This window comes from Shewanella carassii (assembly GCF_019670705.1).
GTDB classification, from domain to species: domain Bacteria; phylum Pseudomonadota; class Gammaproteobacteria; order Enterobacterales; family Shewanellaceae; genus Shewanella; species Shewanella carassii.
Window position 1 is genome coordinate 3,747,531 of sequence record NZ_AP024618.1, and the last position, 17,336, is coordinate 3,764,866.

15 protein-coding genes are annotated in these 17,336 nt (G+C 50.1%); 9 read left to right on the plus strand and 6 right to left on the minus strand.

Annotated elements, in window-relative coordinates; genetic code table 11:
• Position 1 precedes the first annotated feature (1 nt).
• The 3 genes from K5621_RS16855 to K5621_RS16865 all read right to left on the minus strand — a co-directional run bounded on the left by K5621_RS16855 (position 2) and on the right by K5621_RS16865 (position 3,651).
• Positions 2-1,765 (minus strand): hypothetical protein, encoded by a 1,764-nt coding sequence (locus tag K5621_RS16855; RefSeq protein ID WP_221049840.1) that lies wholly within the window; start codon positions 1,763-1,765, stop codon positions 2-4.
• 568 nt (positions 1,766-2,333) lie between these two features.
• Complete coding sequence (tsaA, locus tag K5621_RS16860) at positions 2,334-2,813, minus strand: tRNA (N6-threonylcarbamoyladenosine(37)-N6)-methyltransferase TrmO (protein WP_100144729.1); 480 nt, start codon at positions 2,811-2,813, stop codon at positions 2,334-2,336.
• A 79-nt stretch (positions 2,814-2,892) separates the two neighbouring features.
• Positions 2,893-3,651 (minus strand): substrate-binding periplasmic protein, encoded by a 759-nt coding sequence (locus K5621_RS16865; RefSeq protein ID WP_221049841.1) that lies wholly within the window; start codon positions 3,649-3,651, stop codon positions 2,893-2,895.
• Between the two features lie 521 nt (positions 3,652-4,172).
• On the opposite strand from K5621_RS16865, the gene K5621_RS16870 reads away from it, so the two are divergent.
• From K5621_RS16870 to K5621_RS16885, 4 genes are all read left to right on the plus strand, one after another.
• Complete coding sequence (locus tag K5621_RS16870; protein WP_100144725.1) at positions 4,173-4,829, plus strand: QnrA family quinolone resistance pentapeptide repeat protein; 657 nt, start codon at positions 4,173-4,175, stop codon at positions 4,827-4,829.
• A 151-nt stretch (positions 4,830-4,980) separates the two neighbouring features.
• Positions 4,981-5,262: a hypothetical protein gene (locus K5621_RS16875; RefSeq protein WP_206191798.1), complete on the plus strand. Its 282-nt coding sequence runs from the start codon at positions 4,981-4,983 to the stop codon at positions 5,260-5,262.
• Positions 5,263-5,310: 48 nt separating this feature from the next.
• Positions 5,311-5,745, plus strand: coding sequence for an HNH endonuclease (locus tag K5621_RS16880; RefSeq protein ID WP_221049842.1), 435 nt, complete (start codon positions 5,311-5,313; stop codon positions 5,743-5,745).
• Positions 5,746-6,056: 311 nt separating this feature from the next.
• Positions 6,057-6,377: a hypothetical protein gene (locus tag K5621_RS16885; RefSeq protein WP_100144721.1), complete on the plus strand. Its 321-nt coding sequence runs from the start codon at positions 6,057-6,059 to the stop codon at positions 6,375-6,377.
• Positions 6,378-6,673: 296 nt separating this feature from the next.
• Here K5621_RS16885 and K5621_RS16890 read toward each other — a convergent pair whose 3' ends face one another.
• The gene (locus K5621_RS16890; RefSeq protein ID WP_221049843.1) at positions 6,674-7,876 is read right to left on the minus strand and encodes an IS4 family transposase; all 1,203 of its coding nucleotides are present in this window, start codon (positions 7,874-7,876) and stop codon (positions 6,674-6,676) included.
• 546 nt (positions 7,877-8,422) lie between these two features.
• Between K5621_RS16890 and K5621_RS16895 the strand changes: the two genes are divergently transcribed.
• From K5621_RS16895 to K5621_RS16910, 4 genes are all read left to right on the plus strand, one after another.
• Complete coding sequence (locus tag K5621_RS16895) at positions 8,423-9,952, plus strand: flavocytochrome c (RefSeq protein ID WP_240613089.1); 1,530 nt, start codon at positions 8,423-8,425, stop codon at positions 9,950-9,952.
• A 57-nt stretch (positions 9,953-10,009) separates the two neighbouring features.
• A complete protein-coding gene (locus K5621_RS16900) occupies positions 10,010-11,200 on the plus strand; it encodes a DcaP family trimeric outer membrane transporter (protein WP_221049844.1) in 1,191 nt (396 codons plus the stop codon).
• A 123-nt stretch (positions 11,201-11,323) separates the two neighbouring features.
• On the plus strand, positions 11,324-11,590 hold the full coding sequence (locus K5621_RS20160) for a cytochrome c3 family protein (protein ID WP_425332473.1): 267 nt from the start codon (positions 11,324-11,326) through the stop codon (positions 11,588-11,590).
• 190 nt (positions 11,591-11,780) lie between these two features.
• Positions 11,781-13,421 carry a sigma-54-dependent Fis family transcriptional regulator gene (locus tag K5621_RS16910; protein WP_071238729.1) on the plus strand — a complete coding sequence of 547 codons (1,641 nt, stop codon included), beginning with the start codon at positions 11,781-11,783 and terminating at the stop codon, positions 13,419-13,421.
• Between the two features lie 86 nt (positions 13,422-13,507).
• Here K5621_RS16910 and K5621_RS16915 read toward each other — a convergent pair whose 3' ends face one another.
• On the minus strand, positions 13,508-14,455 hold the full coding sequence (locus K5621_RS16915) for a tetratricopeptide repeat protein (protein ID WP_221049845.1): 948 nt from the start codon (positions 14,453-14,455) through the stop codon (positions 13,508-13,510).
• Positions 14,456-14,696: 241 nt separating this feature from the next.
• Between K5621_RS16915 and K5621_RS16920 the strand changes: the two genes are divergently transcribed.
• Entirely contained in the window at positions 14,697-15,722 is a 1,026-nt protein-coding gene (locus K5621_RS16920) for a nuclease-related domain-containing protein (RefSeq protein ID WP_221049846.1), read from the plus strand.
• A gap of 110 nt (positions 15,723-15,832) precedes the next feature.
• Here the strand turns inward: K5621_RS16920 and K5621_RS16925 are convergent, their stop codons facing one another.
• Positions 15,833-16,519, minus strand: a complete 687-nt coding sequence (locus K5621_RS16925) for a cold-shock protein (RefSeq protein ID WP_221049847.1) — start codon at positions 16,517-16,519, stop codon at positions 15,833-15,835.
• Between the last annotated feature and the right edge of the window lie 817 nt (positions 16,520-17,336).

The following is a 17,336-nucleotide window of genomic DNA, read 5'->3' on the forward strand; positions in this document are numbered from 1 at the left end:
GTTATTCCTGTGATTTGCAATCAGGCGGGGAAATCGGCCAGGACAAATCCTGGACAAAACGGCGATATTGGCGGCGCTTGAGCAGCCCCTGGCCGTGGCGCCGTTGAATAAGCGGCACTGAGTGCTGTTGATGGAAAGCCGCGCCTGGAACATCAGCCAGCATATTGAAATAACGAGCCAACAAAGGCAGATAAGCTATGTCATCACCGGCCAGCGCCAGCACTGTGTCCGACAAGGCCGACTTGTCGGCGCCACTGCGCAGACTTGCCACATCCGGATAGGCCAGCAGCTTCTCAACGGCTTCTGCCAACAGCTCGGCGCCGCCCGGCACAGCTATCAGCGCGGCCACAAACTGCGCCTCGGTCCATTCACGGCCATGTCTGTCGCTAAAACGCCACTCCAGGCGCTCACCCTTGGCGCTGTTTGGTAAGTCGGCCAGGCGACTGACCATCTCTTTGGCGCTGCCCAGCAAACACTCCCCCAGCTCCAGATAATCGGCCTCAATAATATTGAGTCCCGCCTCACCATGGGCCAGGCTCTGCTGCTCACTCATCACCAACTCAGGTTTAGGCCAGAAATAACAGGGTAAACTCTGGCACTCGGCTTCCCCAGGCAGCATGGGCCTGACAGTGCTGGTATCCAGCGCATATATCTTGAACCCCACCAGCAGCAAACGATTGGCCGTAGGTGAGGTCAATTGATAGTCATAGTGGTCAAAGGCTACCAGGGCAAAGGGATTGGCTTCGTCGCCAGGGAGTGGGCATTCGTTGGCGCGATAGCGAGGCGACACCGCCTTGAGGCGGAAGTGTTCCTCTGGCGCCAGATAGCCCTTCATCAGCTCGCCACTGCGCCAACTCAGCCAAAAAGCGGCTTCATCCCGGCAAAGGCGGATACCGCTCAGCCCGTCAAACAGGCTTTCGAGTGCATCAGTCTGCTCATCTTCATCACAGGTATCTTCGCCGCTCCTGAGCGACTCAAGCAAAGTGGAAAACTCATCCGGATCCAACAAGCCATCATGGCTGTCGAACCAAAGCACCGGCTGTTGCCAAAGCACATCAAGGGATTCGAGAGCTACCAGTTGCAACTGCAACCCAATGCGTGGACTGTCACCGCTCTCATCCAACAGACACTCAGACACCGGCAATAAGGCCAACTGCCGCTCAGGGCAAAGGTGTATACTCGGGTAACGGACGCCTTTAAGCAGCGGTTTGCCCTCAATCCGGTGAAATTGGCTCTGGCCATCGACCACATTGGTGCACCAGAAGCCATGCTCCCGCTGCGCCAGAGAGCCGCATTTACGCTCATAGAATAAAAAACAACCGTCACGGCGCCGTACCATGGTGCTGCCAAGGCGACGATTATCCAGATATTCAGGCAAGCAGATATCCTTAATCGGCCGCCAGTCGGCCAGCGACCAGCCCAGAAGACAGGGATATTCATCATCCCCTCTTGGCTGCTCGGCCACATACCAGAACTCGCCTCTGTCTTTATCCAGCCAACCATGACCATAGATGCCGACATTTGGCAGATTGACCATCAGCCGAGGCCCGGTTTCGATATCACCGGCATAGATCTGCCCGGAGCAGGTGGCGACCACAAATTCGCTGTCGCTGTAGAAGGCGCTCAGCACCACTTCATCCTCGGCCTGAGGTAACTCATACTGCCAAAGCAATTGCTGACGGCCATCAGCCAGCGGCGTCAACAGCTGCAACTGCGGGGCACCGGCCTGCTTCGGGGAATGTAAAATCCATTTGGCAGCTGTCATCTGAGACTCCTGTTGTTAACAGTAAAGAGATAGCCGCGTCCGCAAATCGAAGTGGCATGATGAAATAGCCCCAAAGCACCCATCAAACATAAAAACAACTTGGCATGGCTAAGGGGGCTTGCCAGGTGCGTATGCAGAGCAAATAAAGGGGAAGAAAGCGTTTGGCCTAGATTAACCAGCAGCCTAATGGGAAACTGAACGACAATAGCAGTTTTCAAAACAATCCTTTTCGATGGCCTTAAGGCCTGGGCCCATCCAGGGCTCGCTTAAATTCAATTCGACCGCGATGATAAGCACAGTCAATACAGTCGAGGCGGCCGCCAGAGCATCCTTAAGATCCCTTGGCGGGAGGATGGATTTTGACGATTCCAGCCATTGGAAACAAGTTAAAACGCCAACAAAGTGATATGAATCAATAAGAGGGAAAAAATTTACACCATAGTCAAAACCGACTAAACGGATAAAAAGCTCAGCTCACAGCGGCGAGAATGTCGGCGTGGCCAGGCGCGAGGAAACCAGAGCAACCGGGATATGCTGCTCCGGTGATAAAATAGGAACGGTTTTTGTGTCAGGCAAATCTGTCGTCGGAAAGAGTTTGCAACGGATCTTTGCCCTGTTCATACCAACCATCACGAGTATTTTGCACGCAATCAAATGCCTGAATATAAGGTTTGATATCTATGATGGGGGTGCCATTGAGCATATCGATCCCCTTAACATGAATGCGGTTGCCCTCTAAACGATCAATTTCCAGTATCGACAGACCTATGGGATTGGGGCGCTTGGGTGAACGGGTCGCAAACACACCGCGCAATTGGTTATCGAGAAACGGTTTAACCTTGAGCGCCCCCTGCTTACATTGGTGCAGGTGAAACAGCACATAAACATGGGAAAAACCATCGAGGTCGGCCAACCCTTCGGCATAATCGGGATGGATCACCAAGACCCCTTGGTTATCGGCGACCTTACTGCCCTGGATCGGCATGTTGGCCAGTTCTGTGTACTGGGTTTCGGCGTGGCCTATGGTGGTAAAGCTGACAACTTGCATAATAACTCCGTTGTAATTACGGAGCTGCAGTCTACCTCAAGGCTCCGGGGGGATCCTCAAGACAACTCACATTCCCGCTTCAGGGTACGCTGAGTAAGGTTTCTTCATCAAAGTACTTATGCCTCAGACGCCGCCCCTCTTCCGAGCTCAAAACACGGTTGAGCACAACCTGAAAGTCACTCACCAATTGTGCAGGGATACCGGCACTGAATGCAAAACACAAAGGCTTATGACTGACCTCAAGCAAAGGCGCCATCATGTTCGGTTCATAGCCTTGCCGTTTAAGGGTGCTCACCAAGGTTAATCGGTTGCTGGACAATAAATTAGCTCGGCCACTACTGAGCACCCTAATCGCCTGCTCCAGGCTGCTGGTACGCACCAACAAGGCGGGATTGAAGCCATGACTCAACAGCAACTGCTCACCTACATCTTCTCTGACTGCCACCACCACTAGCCGCTTGGCATCATCCAGACGGGTTAATCTCGGCGCCGTCTGTTTGAATGCATACAGATTTAACTCCAGAGTGCCCAGACTGCAGGCCCATTGAAACAGGGGAGCCCTGGCATCGGTCCGGGTCGTGGAAAACAACACCACGTTATCGCGGCTTGCCAACAGGTAGTAGCCTCTGGCCCATGGCAATATCTCTATGGGTTGCGGCTCAACCGCCATCTCCCGCCAAACAAGATGCAAAATGTCGGTTGTGAATCCAGAAACCTGCCCCTGTTCCGCACTGAAATTGTAAGGAGGGTATTCTTCGGTGAGATACCTGAGCTGGCTCAGATCCGCAGCCGCCTGCACACTGCAACAATAGAGCAATAGCGGAAAAAGTAAGCGCATAACTATCCCCCCGGACAACTGTATCTATAGGAAAGACCTCTGCAGGTCTTCAGTCCTATGCCTTGAACGCCAACGGTTGTGCAAGCCACTCTCGACAAAAGAGAAGATCACGAAGGCTTACTCGCGCCCTGCTTAAGTGTTGTCAAAGGCGGCTCAATATACAAACCCGGGGTTCATTTAAACCATCGTCTTTAAATGATTTTTCAAACAAGCTATCAAGAGAAAACTTCTGACACTCTACAAGCCTCGTCAGCAGTTCTCCGCGAGCTTGAATTATTTTTCACGACGCCTTGAGCATGGAACCCACTTAAAGGCTCTCAAAATGTCGGTTTACCCCCTTAAAATCGCGATTTAAGCACTTCTCAAAGCTATGATTTTAAAGGCTTTATTTTTAGTGATATTCCAGAGTGCCGATGCTAGCCTGCAAAGATTGTTGGGAAGGCGCGAACCAACTCCATGTTTGCCTGCCTAGGCAGAGCTCATCGAAAGAGGTAGCCTCTTCCCTGATTAAAGGAAGCCGTATGGACATTATCGATAAAGTTTTTCAGCAAGAGGATTTCTCACGCCAAGATTTGAGTGACAGCCGTTTTCGCCGCTGCCGCTTCTATCAGTGTGACTTCAGCCACTGTCAGCTAAGGGATGCCAGTTTCGAGGATTGCAGTTTCATTGAAAGCGGCGCCGTCGAAGGGTGCCACTTCAGCTATGCCGATCTGCGCGATGCCAGTTTCAAGGCCTGCCGTCTGTCTTTGGCCAATTTCAACGGTGCCAACTGCTTTGGCATAGAGTTCAGGGAGTGCGATCTCAAGGGCGCCAACTTTTCCCGGGCCCGCTTTTACAATCAAGTCAGCCATAAGATGTACTTCTGCTCGGCTTATATCTCGGGTTGTAACCTAGCCTATGCCAATTTGAGCGGCCAATGCCTGGAAAAATGCGAGCTGTTTGAAAACAACTGGAGCAATGCCAATCTCAGCGGTGCTTCCTTGATGGGCTCAGATCTCAGCCGCGGCACCTTCTCCCGCGACTGTTGGCAACAGGTCAATCTGCGGGGCTGCGACCTGACCTTTGCCGATCTGGATGGACTCGATCCCAGGCGGGTCAACCTCGAAGGGGTCAAGATCTGTGCCTGGCAACAGGAGCAACTGCTGGAACCCTTGGGAGTCATAGTGCTGCCGGATTAATGCAAAGGTGGGTTCAGACAGCAACCGATAAATATCGCTTGAGTTCCCGCTTGCAACAGGGCAGATTCAGCTATGACAACGCATAACCGCCGGAATACCATTTCCTCTGCTGTAGTAGCCGATGTTATACCTTCGCTTCAAAGGAGGCATTATGAAGACTCAACTGCACGCCGAGCTGGCCCAGGTCAAACGCTCTTTGGTCATCACTCAACTGCTGGGAGCCCCCGGCATGTTGCTCATAGGCTTGGCACTCTATGGCCTGATTATCGCCGATGGTGATGCCTTCGTCCCAGCGCTCAATAACCCCATCAACTGTTATGCACTGATCGCCATAGGCTCGGCCATCGCCTTCTGGGAGGCGTTGAAGGTCATCAAGCTCACCAAGAAACAAACGCAGATCCTCAAACAGCTGGATGAACTCAAGGAAACCTGATGCCAGTAGGCCGAGAAAACCCCACCAGATAAAAGAGAAGGAAATACCGTGGAACTGGAAATTCAAGTGACTTTTCGCACTGGAGACAGCATAAGAACCCGGCGTTACAAGAGTGAGCAGAGTGCCCTGCGCGGCATTTGGAAATGGCTCAACAAGCATCAGGACAAGGCCGATATTCAGGCCAGCTTCTTTTCTCCCGAGTTCGGCCACCGCGCCTTTGAGCATCCGGAGCAGCTCAGCGAGTTCGAGCCCAAAACCATAGATAACTTTTATCAATCCAGGGCCTGGCTGGCGCTCAGATATCAGGTACTGCAAACTCACGAACACAAATGTGCGAAGTGCAACCGTACTAAAGCCGAACATAATATCGTGCTGCATGTTGACCATATTCTGCCCCGCAGCAAGTATCCGCTCAAAGCGCTGGATATTAATAACATGCAAATACTTTGTGAAGATTGCAATCTAGGAAAGCTGGATAAATAAGCCGCATAACTTGCTGGCAATTTTAGGGTAGGGTATCCTGTAACGCGTTTGTCAGAATTGGCTCAAGGAAGAAACCGCTCGAGGAGGCTATGGTAGTTTAAATACCGGCAATCCTCACTTCCGGAACCTCAATCTCTCGAACAACCCAACTCACTCATCTCGAAATATTGGAGCCCCTAAAGTGCTTTGACACTTCCATGCACTTGTAATTTGACAGCTTTTCTTAGCTACGCCTTGGCAGTGCTCTCACAGCAGCACAGACAACAACAAATTAACATGGAAGTCATACACAGATAAACGGAAGTTAGCTAATGAAGAATATAATAATCGCTATCGTTTTGACCGGCCTGACGGCCTGCAGTACCGCCCCCAACGCCATTGTCTTCGATGGCAGCAGCGCAAAGTCCACCCAACAGGATATTATCAGGTTGATGGCAAGGCTTAACTCCCATGATAAACAAGAATTGGTTATGGCCCTGCGAAGCATTCAACGGGCTCAATTTAATGATCCCCTGGCGGCGATGCATCACTCAGATCAATATGGTCAGATGGACTTCGGTCTAATAGGGCAAAAGATTGATGGTATGGACTTTGAGCAGGTGCTTGAGCTAGCACACGGCCATAGAGACTAATCCAAAGCTGCTGGGGCATTCGATTAAGCCCTTATCCTGTACCCCTGGCCGGTTAACTCCGGCCACCATATTCCGCCTCCCATTGCCAAAGGTTTGTTTGCCAGTATTTTATTGGCTCACACGCCCTTTATCGGTATTCAAGAAGGATACTAGAGCCGCTAATATCTGTGCTCAGCCCTCTTGAAAATATCGCGCCGGCACGACTCAATATCTCTCAAGCCAGTAAAAATCCACAGAGATCGCCACAAATAATAAAGGCGTCGAGCATGCATACACACAAGCTCTGGAGGATCCCCTCATAATTCGGGCCTCCCTGAGGTGTTAACCAGTTTAAGAAATTCACCCCAAGCCCAGCGAAAATGCGATTCTTTGATTGAGTATTCCGGACGTCGTCTCACCTCTTTGCCGAGCCTGAGCACAGATAGCACGTTTCTGTCACGTATCGTATTGGCTTGAAACCTCCGCTGCCATCCCAGATGCCTGGCAGCCAGACCGATGCACCAAAGCAGGATTTCTGCCAACAAAGCTATCAGCAACAACACATCATAACGGCGTGGACAACGACTGCGGCTTTGTCTGAGTCCCATGCCGTATTGGGGACTTTTGAGGTCGCGAAAGGTTTCTTCTATCTGCATCCGTCTGGCATAAAGTTTGACCACCTGCGTTGACGAGAACGCCTCAGTAGGCAAGTTGGTTGCCAGTAACCAAGGCTCTTTACTGCCAAGACGGTAACTTTGTTGTGCCGTATGATTGCGTCCTGCTTTGGATGACCGCTTGTCGGCTCGATGTTTCGGCGCAGCCTTGTACAGATGTAAATGACAGCGCATAGGCGATTTTCGTCCCAGTTTTACGTAACCAATATGCCGGGCTTTCGCCGTGGCGGAGGGATAAAGCGACTTATTCGACTGCCATTGGGCATGATTGGCCAGGAGAAAGCCGACATCCCCACGGACACGGCCAAGCCAAAACCAACCATATCGTTCCACCTCCCGAAACCAGGTATTGCGGTAACCTGCATCGGTGACAATCAGTGGACAAACATGGGATGGCAGCACCTGTGCCAACTCCGCCAAGAAGGCGTTATGACTGCGAGGAGCATTGTAGTCGGCAAACTTGAAAGTACGCTCATACAGGGTAACCGAGCGCCCTTGCACACTGACAGAGGCTCGCAATGTCATCATCCGCAGTTGTTCACGGACATCAGACCAATCAATGAGGATTACCGGCATGGGATTAGCTGCACAGAGTAACTTTGCATGCCATTGATAAATAGCGAATTTATCAGAGTGTAGATGCGGGTTGCCGAGTAGCCTGTCTATCCGTTTGATGTTGTGCTTTGGCGCCACCGCGCCAGAGATATTGCGACCAAGCTGAGTCAGTGACAACTGATTGCCATCAAGTAACGCTTCTGTAGCAACCATCAGAGAATTAAGCCGTTTTTGATGTATTTGTGGGCATTGCTTTTTGAGTAAATCGTGTAAGATGTGGACATCACGCATGGTGTTGGATCTGGTAGTTTTTTGGCGAAATCAATTAGATCAATCAACACCATGCGTGTCTACTAAATTGAATAAAAAGGGAATTATCTGGGGATTCCCTAGACACAAGCTTTATCCCGCTCTCTATACCAGCCAAACAGAAAAACAAGTCCTGCTCGCAGGCGGAAACCAAATTCCGGTAAATAAACTCAAAAATAGAATATAAAACACACTAAACCGTCAGTTTAATTTCATCACTTACTAAAACATTTTCGGCCAATATTCTAACTAATAAACGTTTTAAAACCAGCCAACAAGACCTATGTCACACTCATAAAAAGAAAAACAATAAATGAATGAGAATATATTTCTCAAAAGTATAGCGACTCAGATCACACTCCACCCCAACCAAAAACAAAAACCATCAAAAACAACAACTTAAAATACAATATTAACTGGCACGCAATATGCCAATAATAAATTGAGCACAGTTAAACACCTATATTAAAGCTCAACTTAATTAGCAATTTATCAATACAAATGACTAAATTCGAATAAAGGAAATCGATGATGACAAAAAATAATAATGCAGACTTATCCAGACGTAATTTTTTAAAAGTTACCAGTATCACAACCGCAACGGCAGGGCTGGCATTATCCGGATTGGCAGTCGCTCAAACAACGCCTAAAACCCAACCGATTGATTGGGATGAAGCGTACGATGTTGTCGTAGTCGGCAGTGGATTTGCCGGTCTTTCTGCGGCAATCGAAGCTAAAAATGCCAATGCCTCTGTGGTTATTTTGGAAAAAATGCCGGTACCGGGTGGAAACTCGACCATCAATGGCGGTGGCATGGCGGTTGTTGGCAGCGATATTCAAAAGGCCAACGGTGTTAAAGATTCGGTCGATGCTTTGCTCGCAGACATGTATAAGGCCGGCCTCAATCTCAACTACCCGGATCAGGCTCGCATGGTGGCAGAGCGCTCCAATGACGCCTTCGAATGGTGCAGAGATTTTCTCGGAGTTAAATGGAAAGATAAACTGGCTCAGTTCGGCGGCCATTCCATCCCCAGAACTCACACCACCTATAACCAATCCGGCTCAGGCATCATTCAACCCATGCTGAAAAAGTGTGATGAGCTGAATATCCCCCTGCACAAAAAGGTCTACGTTAAACGTCTCATCACAGATCCTGAAGGTCGTGTCATCGGCCTGGAAGTGATCAAAAAGTATAAGCCAGGTAAGGAAGACACAGCGGCAACTCACTTTATTAAAGCCAATAAAGGTGTGGTGATGGCATCGGGCGGCTTTGCGGCAGATGCCCTTTATCGTGCCACACAAGATCCCAGACTCACGGATGAATTGCGCACGACCAACCACAGTGGCGCTACCGCTGAATGCCTGAAAGAGATGATCCGCGTTGGTGCCAACCCAGTGCAACTCTCCTGGATCCAGCTCGGCCCCTGGGCATCTCCGGATGAAAAGGGTTTTGGTCTTGCGCCAATTTTCGCCGCCTATTCGGCGTTTACCCACGGGGTGATGATTAACCCCGAAACCAGCGAACGCTTCGTAGATGAACTGGCAGACAGAAAAGTACGGGCCGATGCCATCATAAAAACCGGCAATATTGCGGTTGCCATTTGTGATGCCGATGGTGCCCAGGCATCGATGCACGTGATGCCCAAACTGCTCGAACGCCAGGTAGTACGCACTTTCGATAGCTTAGAGTCGCTGGCCTCGTATTACAAAATGTCGGCGCCAACCCTGAAAGCCCAAATAGAACGCTACAACGATTATGTGAAGCAAAAAAGCGACCCTGAGTTTGGCAAACCTTTCTCTATGAACCAAAAGCCAATTGTCAACGCCCCCTTCTACGCCGTACGCCTATGGCCGAAAGTCCACCACACCATGGGTGGCATAGAAATAGATACCCAAGCGCAAGTGCTCAATATCGCCACTAGAGAAGCGATTCCCGGTCTATTCGCCTGCGGGGAAGCCACAGGTGGCACCCATGGTGCCTGCCGACTGGGTACGGTCGCCATTCCAGATTGCATTGTCTTCGGCCGTATCGCGGGACAAAACGCTGCCAAAGCATAGCGGCTAGCAACGGCCAGGTCTGCTGGCCGTTAACCGACATAGATTGAGGATAACCACATGTTAAAACGTGACTATTTAGGAATTGCCATCGGTGCCGCGTTACTTGCATCCACGACTCCTGCACTTGGCTATGACTTCGAAATCAAAGATACCAAGCTTAACTTGGGCGGATTTATCAAACTGACAGGTATGTATGACACCGACGGCACGGTAACCGCCCCCAGCAACGGTGATCTCTACAGCGTGTACTCGACACCACTGGATGGTTCACCCAATGCCGAACTGTCTGACTTTAGAATGACCGCGAGAGAAAGCCGAATCTATCTCAAATCGAGCACAGACACCGACTATGGCAAATTAACCTCCCACTTCGAGGGGGACTTCTTCGCCGATATCGACAACGATGGTCCCACTTGGTCCAACAGCAATGGATTCCGTATTCGCCATGCCTATTTCAAGATGGACAATGGCGCCCATTCGCTGTTGGCGGGGCAAACCTGGACGGCCTTCATGGACTTTGCCGGCACCATGCCTTCACTCGACTTTGCCACAGATCCGGGATCAAGCTTTGTGCGTCAGGCTCAGGTACGTTACCAATACACCATGGGCAAGGGGCATTATGCGGCCATCAGCCTGGAAAACCCGACTCTGGGCTTAACCAAGGCGGGGCCATTTACCCATGTCAACAGCGGCTCCTCCAGCGAAGATATCATGCCGGACATAGTGGCCAAGTATTTCTATGCCAATGAGTATTTAACTGTCTCTCCCCGCGCCGTGGTGCGTAGATTTGAGCTGGATGGCGACGATGCCTTCGGCTATGGCCTGGCGCTCAATACCAGCCTCAAGTTTGGTGACGGGCATAAGGCGATACTGGGATTGATGTACGGTGACGGCATCGGCCGTTATGCGGGTCTGGGATTCAATGCCGGTGCCGGTATCGATGCTCAAGGCAACACAGATACGCTCAAGTTCAGCAGTATCAATGGCGGTGTCATATTCTCACTGGGAAACAATCTACGTTGGACTCTTGGGGCCGGTTATTCAGAGCAGGACGATGAGGGGTTCGACAAAGGCATTTTAACCGAACATGCCAATAAGACCGCCTTCTCCTGGCATACCAATCTATTTTGGAATATCACTCCTGATATTGAATATGCCATAGGAGTGAGATCTGGAGAAGTTGAAAACATGGGAGACAGAGAGGGGGATATGACCCGTTTTCAAACCTATCTCAAATACACCTTCTAGTTCAACGGGAAATATCATCGTCAGCATGATGACACCAATAATAACCGGGTGAAAATGATGAACATAAACAATCTAGCAATTTTATTAACTGCTACCTTAATATGCTCTTCCCAATCCTTTGCAATGAATGAAATAAAATCTCACCATAAAGATGCGGGTTTAACCTGTAAGAGCTGCCATCTCAGCAAACCTTTTGCCGCAGTTGAAATGGATCAATGCCTTACCTGTCACGAACAACCCAAGCAAAAAGAGGACTATCACGGAGCGCCGGATGCCCATGATTCCCCTCATTATGGGACGAGTCTGGAGTGTGAAAATTGTCATATCGAACATGGAGAATCGGAAAACTTTTGCAATAGCTGCCATGAATTCGAATTTAATGTGCCTTAAACGTTCGAATAATGCCTTTATATAAGTAAAAACCAATCTTGCCAGCTCACGAAAATGGGCTGGCCTTTCTTAAAAACATCAACTCATCGCCTACATTTTAAACACGAATAATCAGGAAGGCGGTCACTGAAAGCTAACACCTGTAATGCTAAGCTCGTCGATAGCATAATATGTTAAGGTGTTGTTTTAGATGAAAACATCCCAGCTTGACCTAAGAGAACTTCTGGCATTTAAACCCCATGGAGGCACCATGAGTTTTCTGGGGAGAAGAATGTATCTGATGGATATGTCGTCTCATGGATTACTCCGAAATGAAATTATCGAAACCGTTGGCAATGATCTCAGCCGCACCATAATCACCCGCTCGGGATTTATCCGTGGCTGGTTACTGGCCGAACAATTAAAACGCCAACTGCCCGATGTCTGGGCCGAGGCCAAACAGGGGGTATTGGGCCCCATGGTCTGCTCAATGTTCGGATTCGGTGAAGTCTTGAGCAGCCATCGCACCGATGGACGCCATGGCGACCCCTTGGTAGAAACCTATTTCATCGGTTCCTACGAGGCGGAGCAACAGTTAAAAATCAACGGTCAGGCCGATCAGGTTGTTTGTTGGGAACAGGTGGGCTTTGCCAGTGGTTATGTGTCTCATGTCCAACAGAGCACAGTTTATTTCATCGAGTCTGAATGTCAGGGCAAAGGCGACTGTCACTGTCACCTTATCGGGAACTATCTTGAAGAGTGGGGAGATGAGCTCACGCCCTTCCTGCCGTTTTTCAACGGCATAACCGCGGAAAATATTCAGGCCGAAGTCGATGAAATCCTCAAGGATGAAAATCATCGGCCTCGATATCTCAAGCAAGAAAATAATTTTCCCGCCGATACCCCCTTCTTTAGCAACAGCTATCCGACCAACAGTTACCCGATGCAAAAACTCATCAACATGGCACTCAATGTGGCCGATGTGCCGACCTCAATTCTTGTTACTGGAGAAAGCGGCGTCGGCAAAGAGAAGTTGGTCGAGTTTATCCATAAACATTCCAACCGCAGTGATAAACCTTTATTGGCGATAAACTGTGGCGCCTTGGCTGAAAGCTTACTCGACAGTGAACTCTTCGGTCATGTTAAGGGCGCCTTTACCGGGGCCGAATCGCAAAAGATTGGCTTAATTGAAAGCGCCGATAGCGGCACATTATTCCTGGACGAAGTCGCAGAACTTTCCCCCATGATGCAGACCAAACTGCTGCGGGTCATTCAGGAACGGCAGATCCGCCGTGTGGGTGATAATAGTATTAAAAACGTCGATGTGAGGATTATTTCAGCCACCAATAAGGACCTGGAAGAAGCGGTAGAAAAAGGGGAGTTTCGTCAGGATCTTTATTATCGACTCAATGTAATCCAGTTGAAAATTCCGCCACTGAGACAACGAGGGGAAGATATCTTGCCTCTGGCCCGCCATTTCCTGGCGGACTTTAATCAAAAATTTTCCCGGGGAGTCACCAGTTTTAATTACAAAACCGCCGATCTGCTGCTCAATTACGACTGGCCCGGCAATATCAGGCAGCTGGCCAATACCATAGAGCGCGCCGTGGTACTCAGCTCTGGCCCCCAGATAATGCCGGAAGACCTACCAGAAGAGTTTCACCATAACCTGTCCAAACCCACAGTCAACAACGGCATAAAGCCCCTCAATACCATTGAAAAGGACTATATTATTTCGGTGCTGGAGGCGCTGAATAACAATAAGGCGCTGGCCGCCAAGAAACTGGGGATGAGCCTGGCCACCCTCTATCGAAAGCTCAAGGAATACCATAAGCAAGATCTTGAAGATTAAGCCCAGCTTGCACGGTTTAAGCAGCGCTGCCTAAGCTGCACGGTTTAATCTGCGCTGCCTAATGCTGACTTTTCGCTTAGATAAGATCAGCCCAGTCCCTTGAGTAAATTCATATTCTTGGCCAATGCCTGCATTCGCGGCGCCACGACTTCAAGGGTAAACAGCGCCGCCTTCTGACGGGCCGGATGGCGCTGGCTCGGCTCCAGCATGGCCTCAATATTGCGGCTGCGCGCCACGGCAATATCAGATTCGGAGCACTGGCTGGCAACACGGGCCCAGACATAGGCCTCAGCCAAATCGCCTCTGGCTGCAAACAGCATGGACAAACGATACTGGGCAGCGGGCTCACCTTGTCTTGCCGCCATCAGATAACTGTCGATGGAGGCCTCGGTATCGGCCGCTATGCCTATGCCATGCTCCAAGCAGTAGCCCAGATTCAAGGCCGCCAGCTTATCACCATGTTCAAGCCCCTGCCGAAAGCAGGCGACGGCCTCGACAAAGCGCTGCTGCTCGGGAAGGTCAATCGGCCAATCTTCGCCATTGGCGGGTTCTCGCAGCAACATCAGCCCGCGGGCGGTAATGGCGTTGGCAATGCCGCCCTGCTCCGCCGCGGTAAACAGCTCAAGCGCCGAGCGGTATTCGGGTTTGCCTCCCAATCCCATCAGCTGCATCATCCCCAGATAATAGGCCGCCGCCGGGTCCTGCTGTTTCTGCCAGGTCCTAAGACACCAACGCTTGGCACTGCCCAACGTCGCTCCCACAGGCGTTACCCCGATACGGCTGAGGTTATGTTGAAACCAGGCCTCAAGCGGCGTCAACCCTTGCCAAGCCTCAAGCAAACGCCGATAGTGCCGTGGTTCGCCTTCTGCATAAATTGCCGCACTGGGCGCATCCCAGTAGGTAAACAAGCGCTCGCTGCCCTGCTTATCCAACCAGCCCTGCATCAGGGTCGGCTTACGCCGCGTCTCGACCAGCCACATAACCCCTAGGGTCAGCACCACAATAAACAAAATCGGGCCAAGCTCTTGATCCATGTTTTGTATCCCTACAAATAGTTTTATCCCGACAACTCAAACGCCGGCCAAATAACCGTGCCTTTGCGAGGAAGCGAAAGGCCGCATTATTGATTGAAGCCGATAAAAAAACCAAGCACGCTCAATCACCAGTGCGGCACTCAACTTCAATTACAGACACTTTGGCACTCAGGCCAAATAAGATACACTGGGCCATTATCAAGTTGCTCATTATTGAGCAGTGAATGGATGCAGTTGATAAATGATTCTAAAAAGTAAATCACTCCAAGTTACGCAATCTCCCCAAGCCTATGCCGGGCAAAAGCAGGAACAGGACGTCGCCTTCTTTTTGCGTCGTGCCTTCAAAGACCATCCCCAGGTCATGGTCATCAACGACTTTAAGTTCAACTTTAACGGCGAAACCGCCCAGATAGATCACCTGATCATCTATACCTATGGCTTCGTGTTAATTGAATCCAAGAGTATTAAGGGCCGCGTCAACGTCAACCAACAGGGCGAATGGACCCGTAGCCACCAAAACCAGTGGTTTGGCATAACCTCGCCACTGAAGCAGGTGGAATTGCAACAGGCGCTGTTGCTGCAACTCCTGACCCATCACAAACGAGAAATTCTCGGGAAATTACTGGGTATCAAACAGCAGGGCTTTAAGCTACGCGTCTGGGATCATCTCTGCGCCGTCTCGAGCGACGCCATTATCAACCGTGACACTATGCCCAGCGAGATCTCACAAAAGCTGGTCAAAACGGAGTTTTTGGTCGACAAACTCAATGAGGTGATGAACCTCAAAAGCAGCTTTATGCGCTTGGTAAACTTCAGCGATACCCGGCCAGATTTCAGCCAAGATGAACTTAAATCAATTTGCGACTTCTTGATAGCGCAGGATATCAGTAGCCCCTCTCAGCAGGAAACCGACACTCCACTAACCAACGCTGAAACATCAACCAGTACAGTTGCGATGCAAGTCCAAGCAGAAGTAGAAGAAAGGCATACACAGATACAGGAAAGCCGCGCTGCAGACTACCAAACCCAGCCCCATGCGGCAGCATTAACAGCAAGGTTAAGTTGCAAACATTGTGGTGAATCGAGCAACTACATCCCTATGTACGGCAAGTTTGGCTACTACATCAAATGTCACCAGTGCAGCAAGAATACCCCGATGAAACAAAGCTGCCCTCAGTGCCAAAGTAAAAACACCCGAGTACAAAAGCGGGCCGAGACTTACACTCTCAATTGCCAAGAGTGCCAGTTTACTGAAAGGCTGATTTAGCGATTCCAATGAAAAAGTGTAGTTAAATACACTTTTTCATCCATTCAAGCCGAAAACGCCTTAAAAGTGTAGTTTGTTACACTTTCAAGGCGCTGAAATAGCCTTGTTAGCTACTGTGGGAACAGCCCGGCGATACCGGCGATAATGGCTGCGGGCAGGATTGCCACCACAGCAAGCACAGCAACGGCGCTGCCGAGGCAGCCGGAAAGCTGGCTCTGTCTGGCCTTAAGCTCAGTCTCTTGTATCGGCCCAAAGGCCTGCTCAGCCGCCTGAATTCTTTGCTGCAACTGCCGCTCGGCAGCAAGGGCCATCTCTTTGGTGTCACAGGGCTGCTTTTCAGTGACCAGGGCCAACTCCCCCTTGAAAGCATGGCCGGTAAAGCGATAGTTGCCTTCAGAGAAGGTCTTCTTTTCAAACTCGAGCCCGAGCACGGCATTGCAGCCACACTGCTTAGCCAGCTGCTCTATATATTGGCGCCCCTTGGCCGGATCTTTGAAAAAACGGGTCGAAATAGGCAAGCGCAACGCGGCATCACCATGCTTGGGATTGCGACCCTTGGAGGTGAAGAAATTCAGCAGTCGCTCGCTTATATAGACCTCAGGAATACGGACCTGCTTGGCAGACAATCCCTTGGGAGTTGGCGTAGGGTCAAACTCGACCAGCACATTCTTGACCAGCTTAGCCTCATCACTCCTGTTCACCAGGGCCGAAACATGCAGAAAATAGCTTTCACCATCATCCCCATTGATAAAGCCAAATTTTTTAGATGAGACATACGAAACGACTTTTCCTTTCACTACACAATCCCGATAACTTTCTCTACGACTTCCAAAGCCCTATACAACAACAGCCACAAAAACCGCCGCAGCAACAGAACAGATTCAAGCAACCGATACTAACATCTCAACCCGGCAGCAACTGCTGCAACATCCTCAAAAACCGGTTAAAACCGTTCACTTTTCCCTAAAAATCATTGCCGCTCCCCGCCAGCCACTTTTTTGCCAGTTAACAGGTCAGCAAAACCATTCACTGAAGCCGCGAACTCAAGCGGCCAACTTAAACAGGCAACTCAAGCAGGCAACTCAAACAAGTCACTCAAACAAGTCACTTCAGCCAAACCGCACAACAAAACCCCATGCGGTAAAGCTTGTTTTTCACCGCAGCAATACTGTAGGATTGGCTAGGCTTTTAACAAAAAACCAACGAAAAGCAATACTTAAGCGTTAGCTAAAGTGCGAATAACAATCAGGGATAGCGCCGCTCTCTCACCCGGAGCAGGCAAAAGGCAAGGACAAGCTTTCAACACCTCACCTCATATTCCTCCCTGACCCAAGCCACTTTAACCGCTGTGCAATTTGTGACCCAGACTAAGGTTTCACCGGCAACAAATTGATAGCTTTAGTGTTGTTTTTATTGAAATTTAACTCGGTTTAGTACGCTCTGGGATAGCTAGAATTCACTGCGGTAGCCATCCCAGTCCAATTGCAACCATGCGCCAAGCTGCGTTTGACCAAACCTTATTTGGATTTGTCGCCTCACAAGCGACCCAGAATCTAAACCTTCCAGGCTTCACCCGACGAAGCCGAGCACTTTGGCCTTATGGACTGAAATAGT

Excerpts from the sequence above, each read along its gene's own strand:
- K5621_RS16855 (WP_221049840.1), bottom strand. The coding sequence starts at position 1,765 with ATGACAGCTGCCAAATGGATTTTACATTCCCCGAAGCAGGCCGGTGCC.
- tsaA (WP_100144729.1), bottom strand. The coding sequence starts at position 2,813 with ATGCAAGTTGTCAGCTTTACCACCATAGGCCACGCCGAAACCCAGTAC.
- K5621_RS16865 (WP_221049841.1), bottom strand. The coding sequence starts at position 3,651 with ATGCGCTTACTTTTTCCGCTATTGCTCTATTGTTGCAGTGTGCAGGCG.
- K5621_RS16870 (WP_100144725.1), top strand. The coding sequence starts at position 4,173 with ATGGACATTATCGATAAAGTTTTTCAGCAAGAGGATTTCTCACGCCAA.
- K5621_RS16875 (WP_206191798.1), top strand. The coding sequence starts at position 4,981 with ATGAAGACTCAACTGCACGCCGAGCTGGCCCAGGTCAAACGCTCTTTG.
- K5621_RS16885 (WP_100144721.1), top strand. The coding sequence starts at position 6,057 with ATGAAGAATATAATAATCGCTATCGTTTTGACCGGCCTGACGGCCTGC.
- K5621_RS16890 (WP_221049843.1), bottom strand. The coding sequence starts at position 7,876 with ATGCGTGATGTCCACATCTTACACGATTTACTCAAAAAGCAATGCCCA.
- K5621_RS16895 (WP_240613089.1), top strand. The coding sequence starts at position 8,423 with ATGATGACAAAAAATAATAATGCAGACTTATCCAGACGTAATTTTTTA.
- K5621_RS16900 (WP_221049844.1), top strand. The coding sequence starts at position 10,010 with ATGTTAAAACGTGACTATTTAGGAATTGCCATCGGTGCCGCGTTACTT.
- K5621_RS20160 (WP_425332473.1), top strand. The coding sequence starts at position 11,324 with ATGAATGAAATAAAATCTCACCATAAAGATGCGGGTTTAACCTGTAAG.
- K5621_RS16910 (WP_071238729.1), top strand. The coding sequence starts at position 11,781 with ATGAAAACATCCCAGCTTGACCTAAGAGAACTTCTGGCATTTAAACCC.
- K5621_RS16915 (WP_221049845.1), bottom strand. The coding sequence starts at position 14,455 with ATGGATCAAGAGCTTGGCCCGATTTTGTTTATTGTGGTGCTGACCCTA.
- K5621_RS16920 (WP_221049846.1), top strand. The coding sequence starts at position 14,697 with ATGATTCTAAAAAGTAAATCACTCCAAGTTACGCAATCTCCCCAAGCC.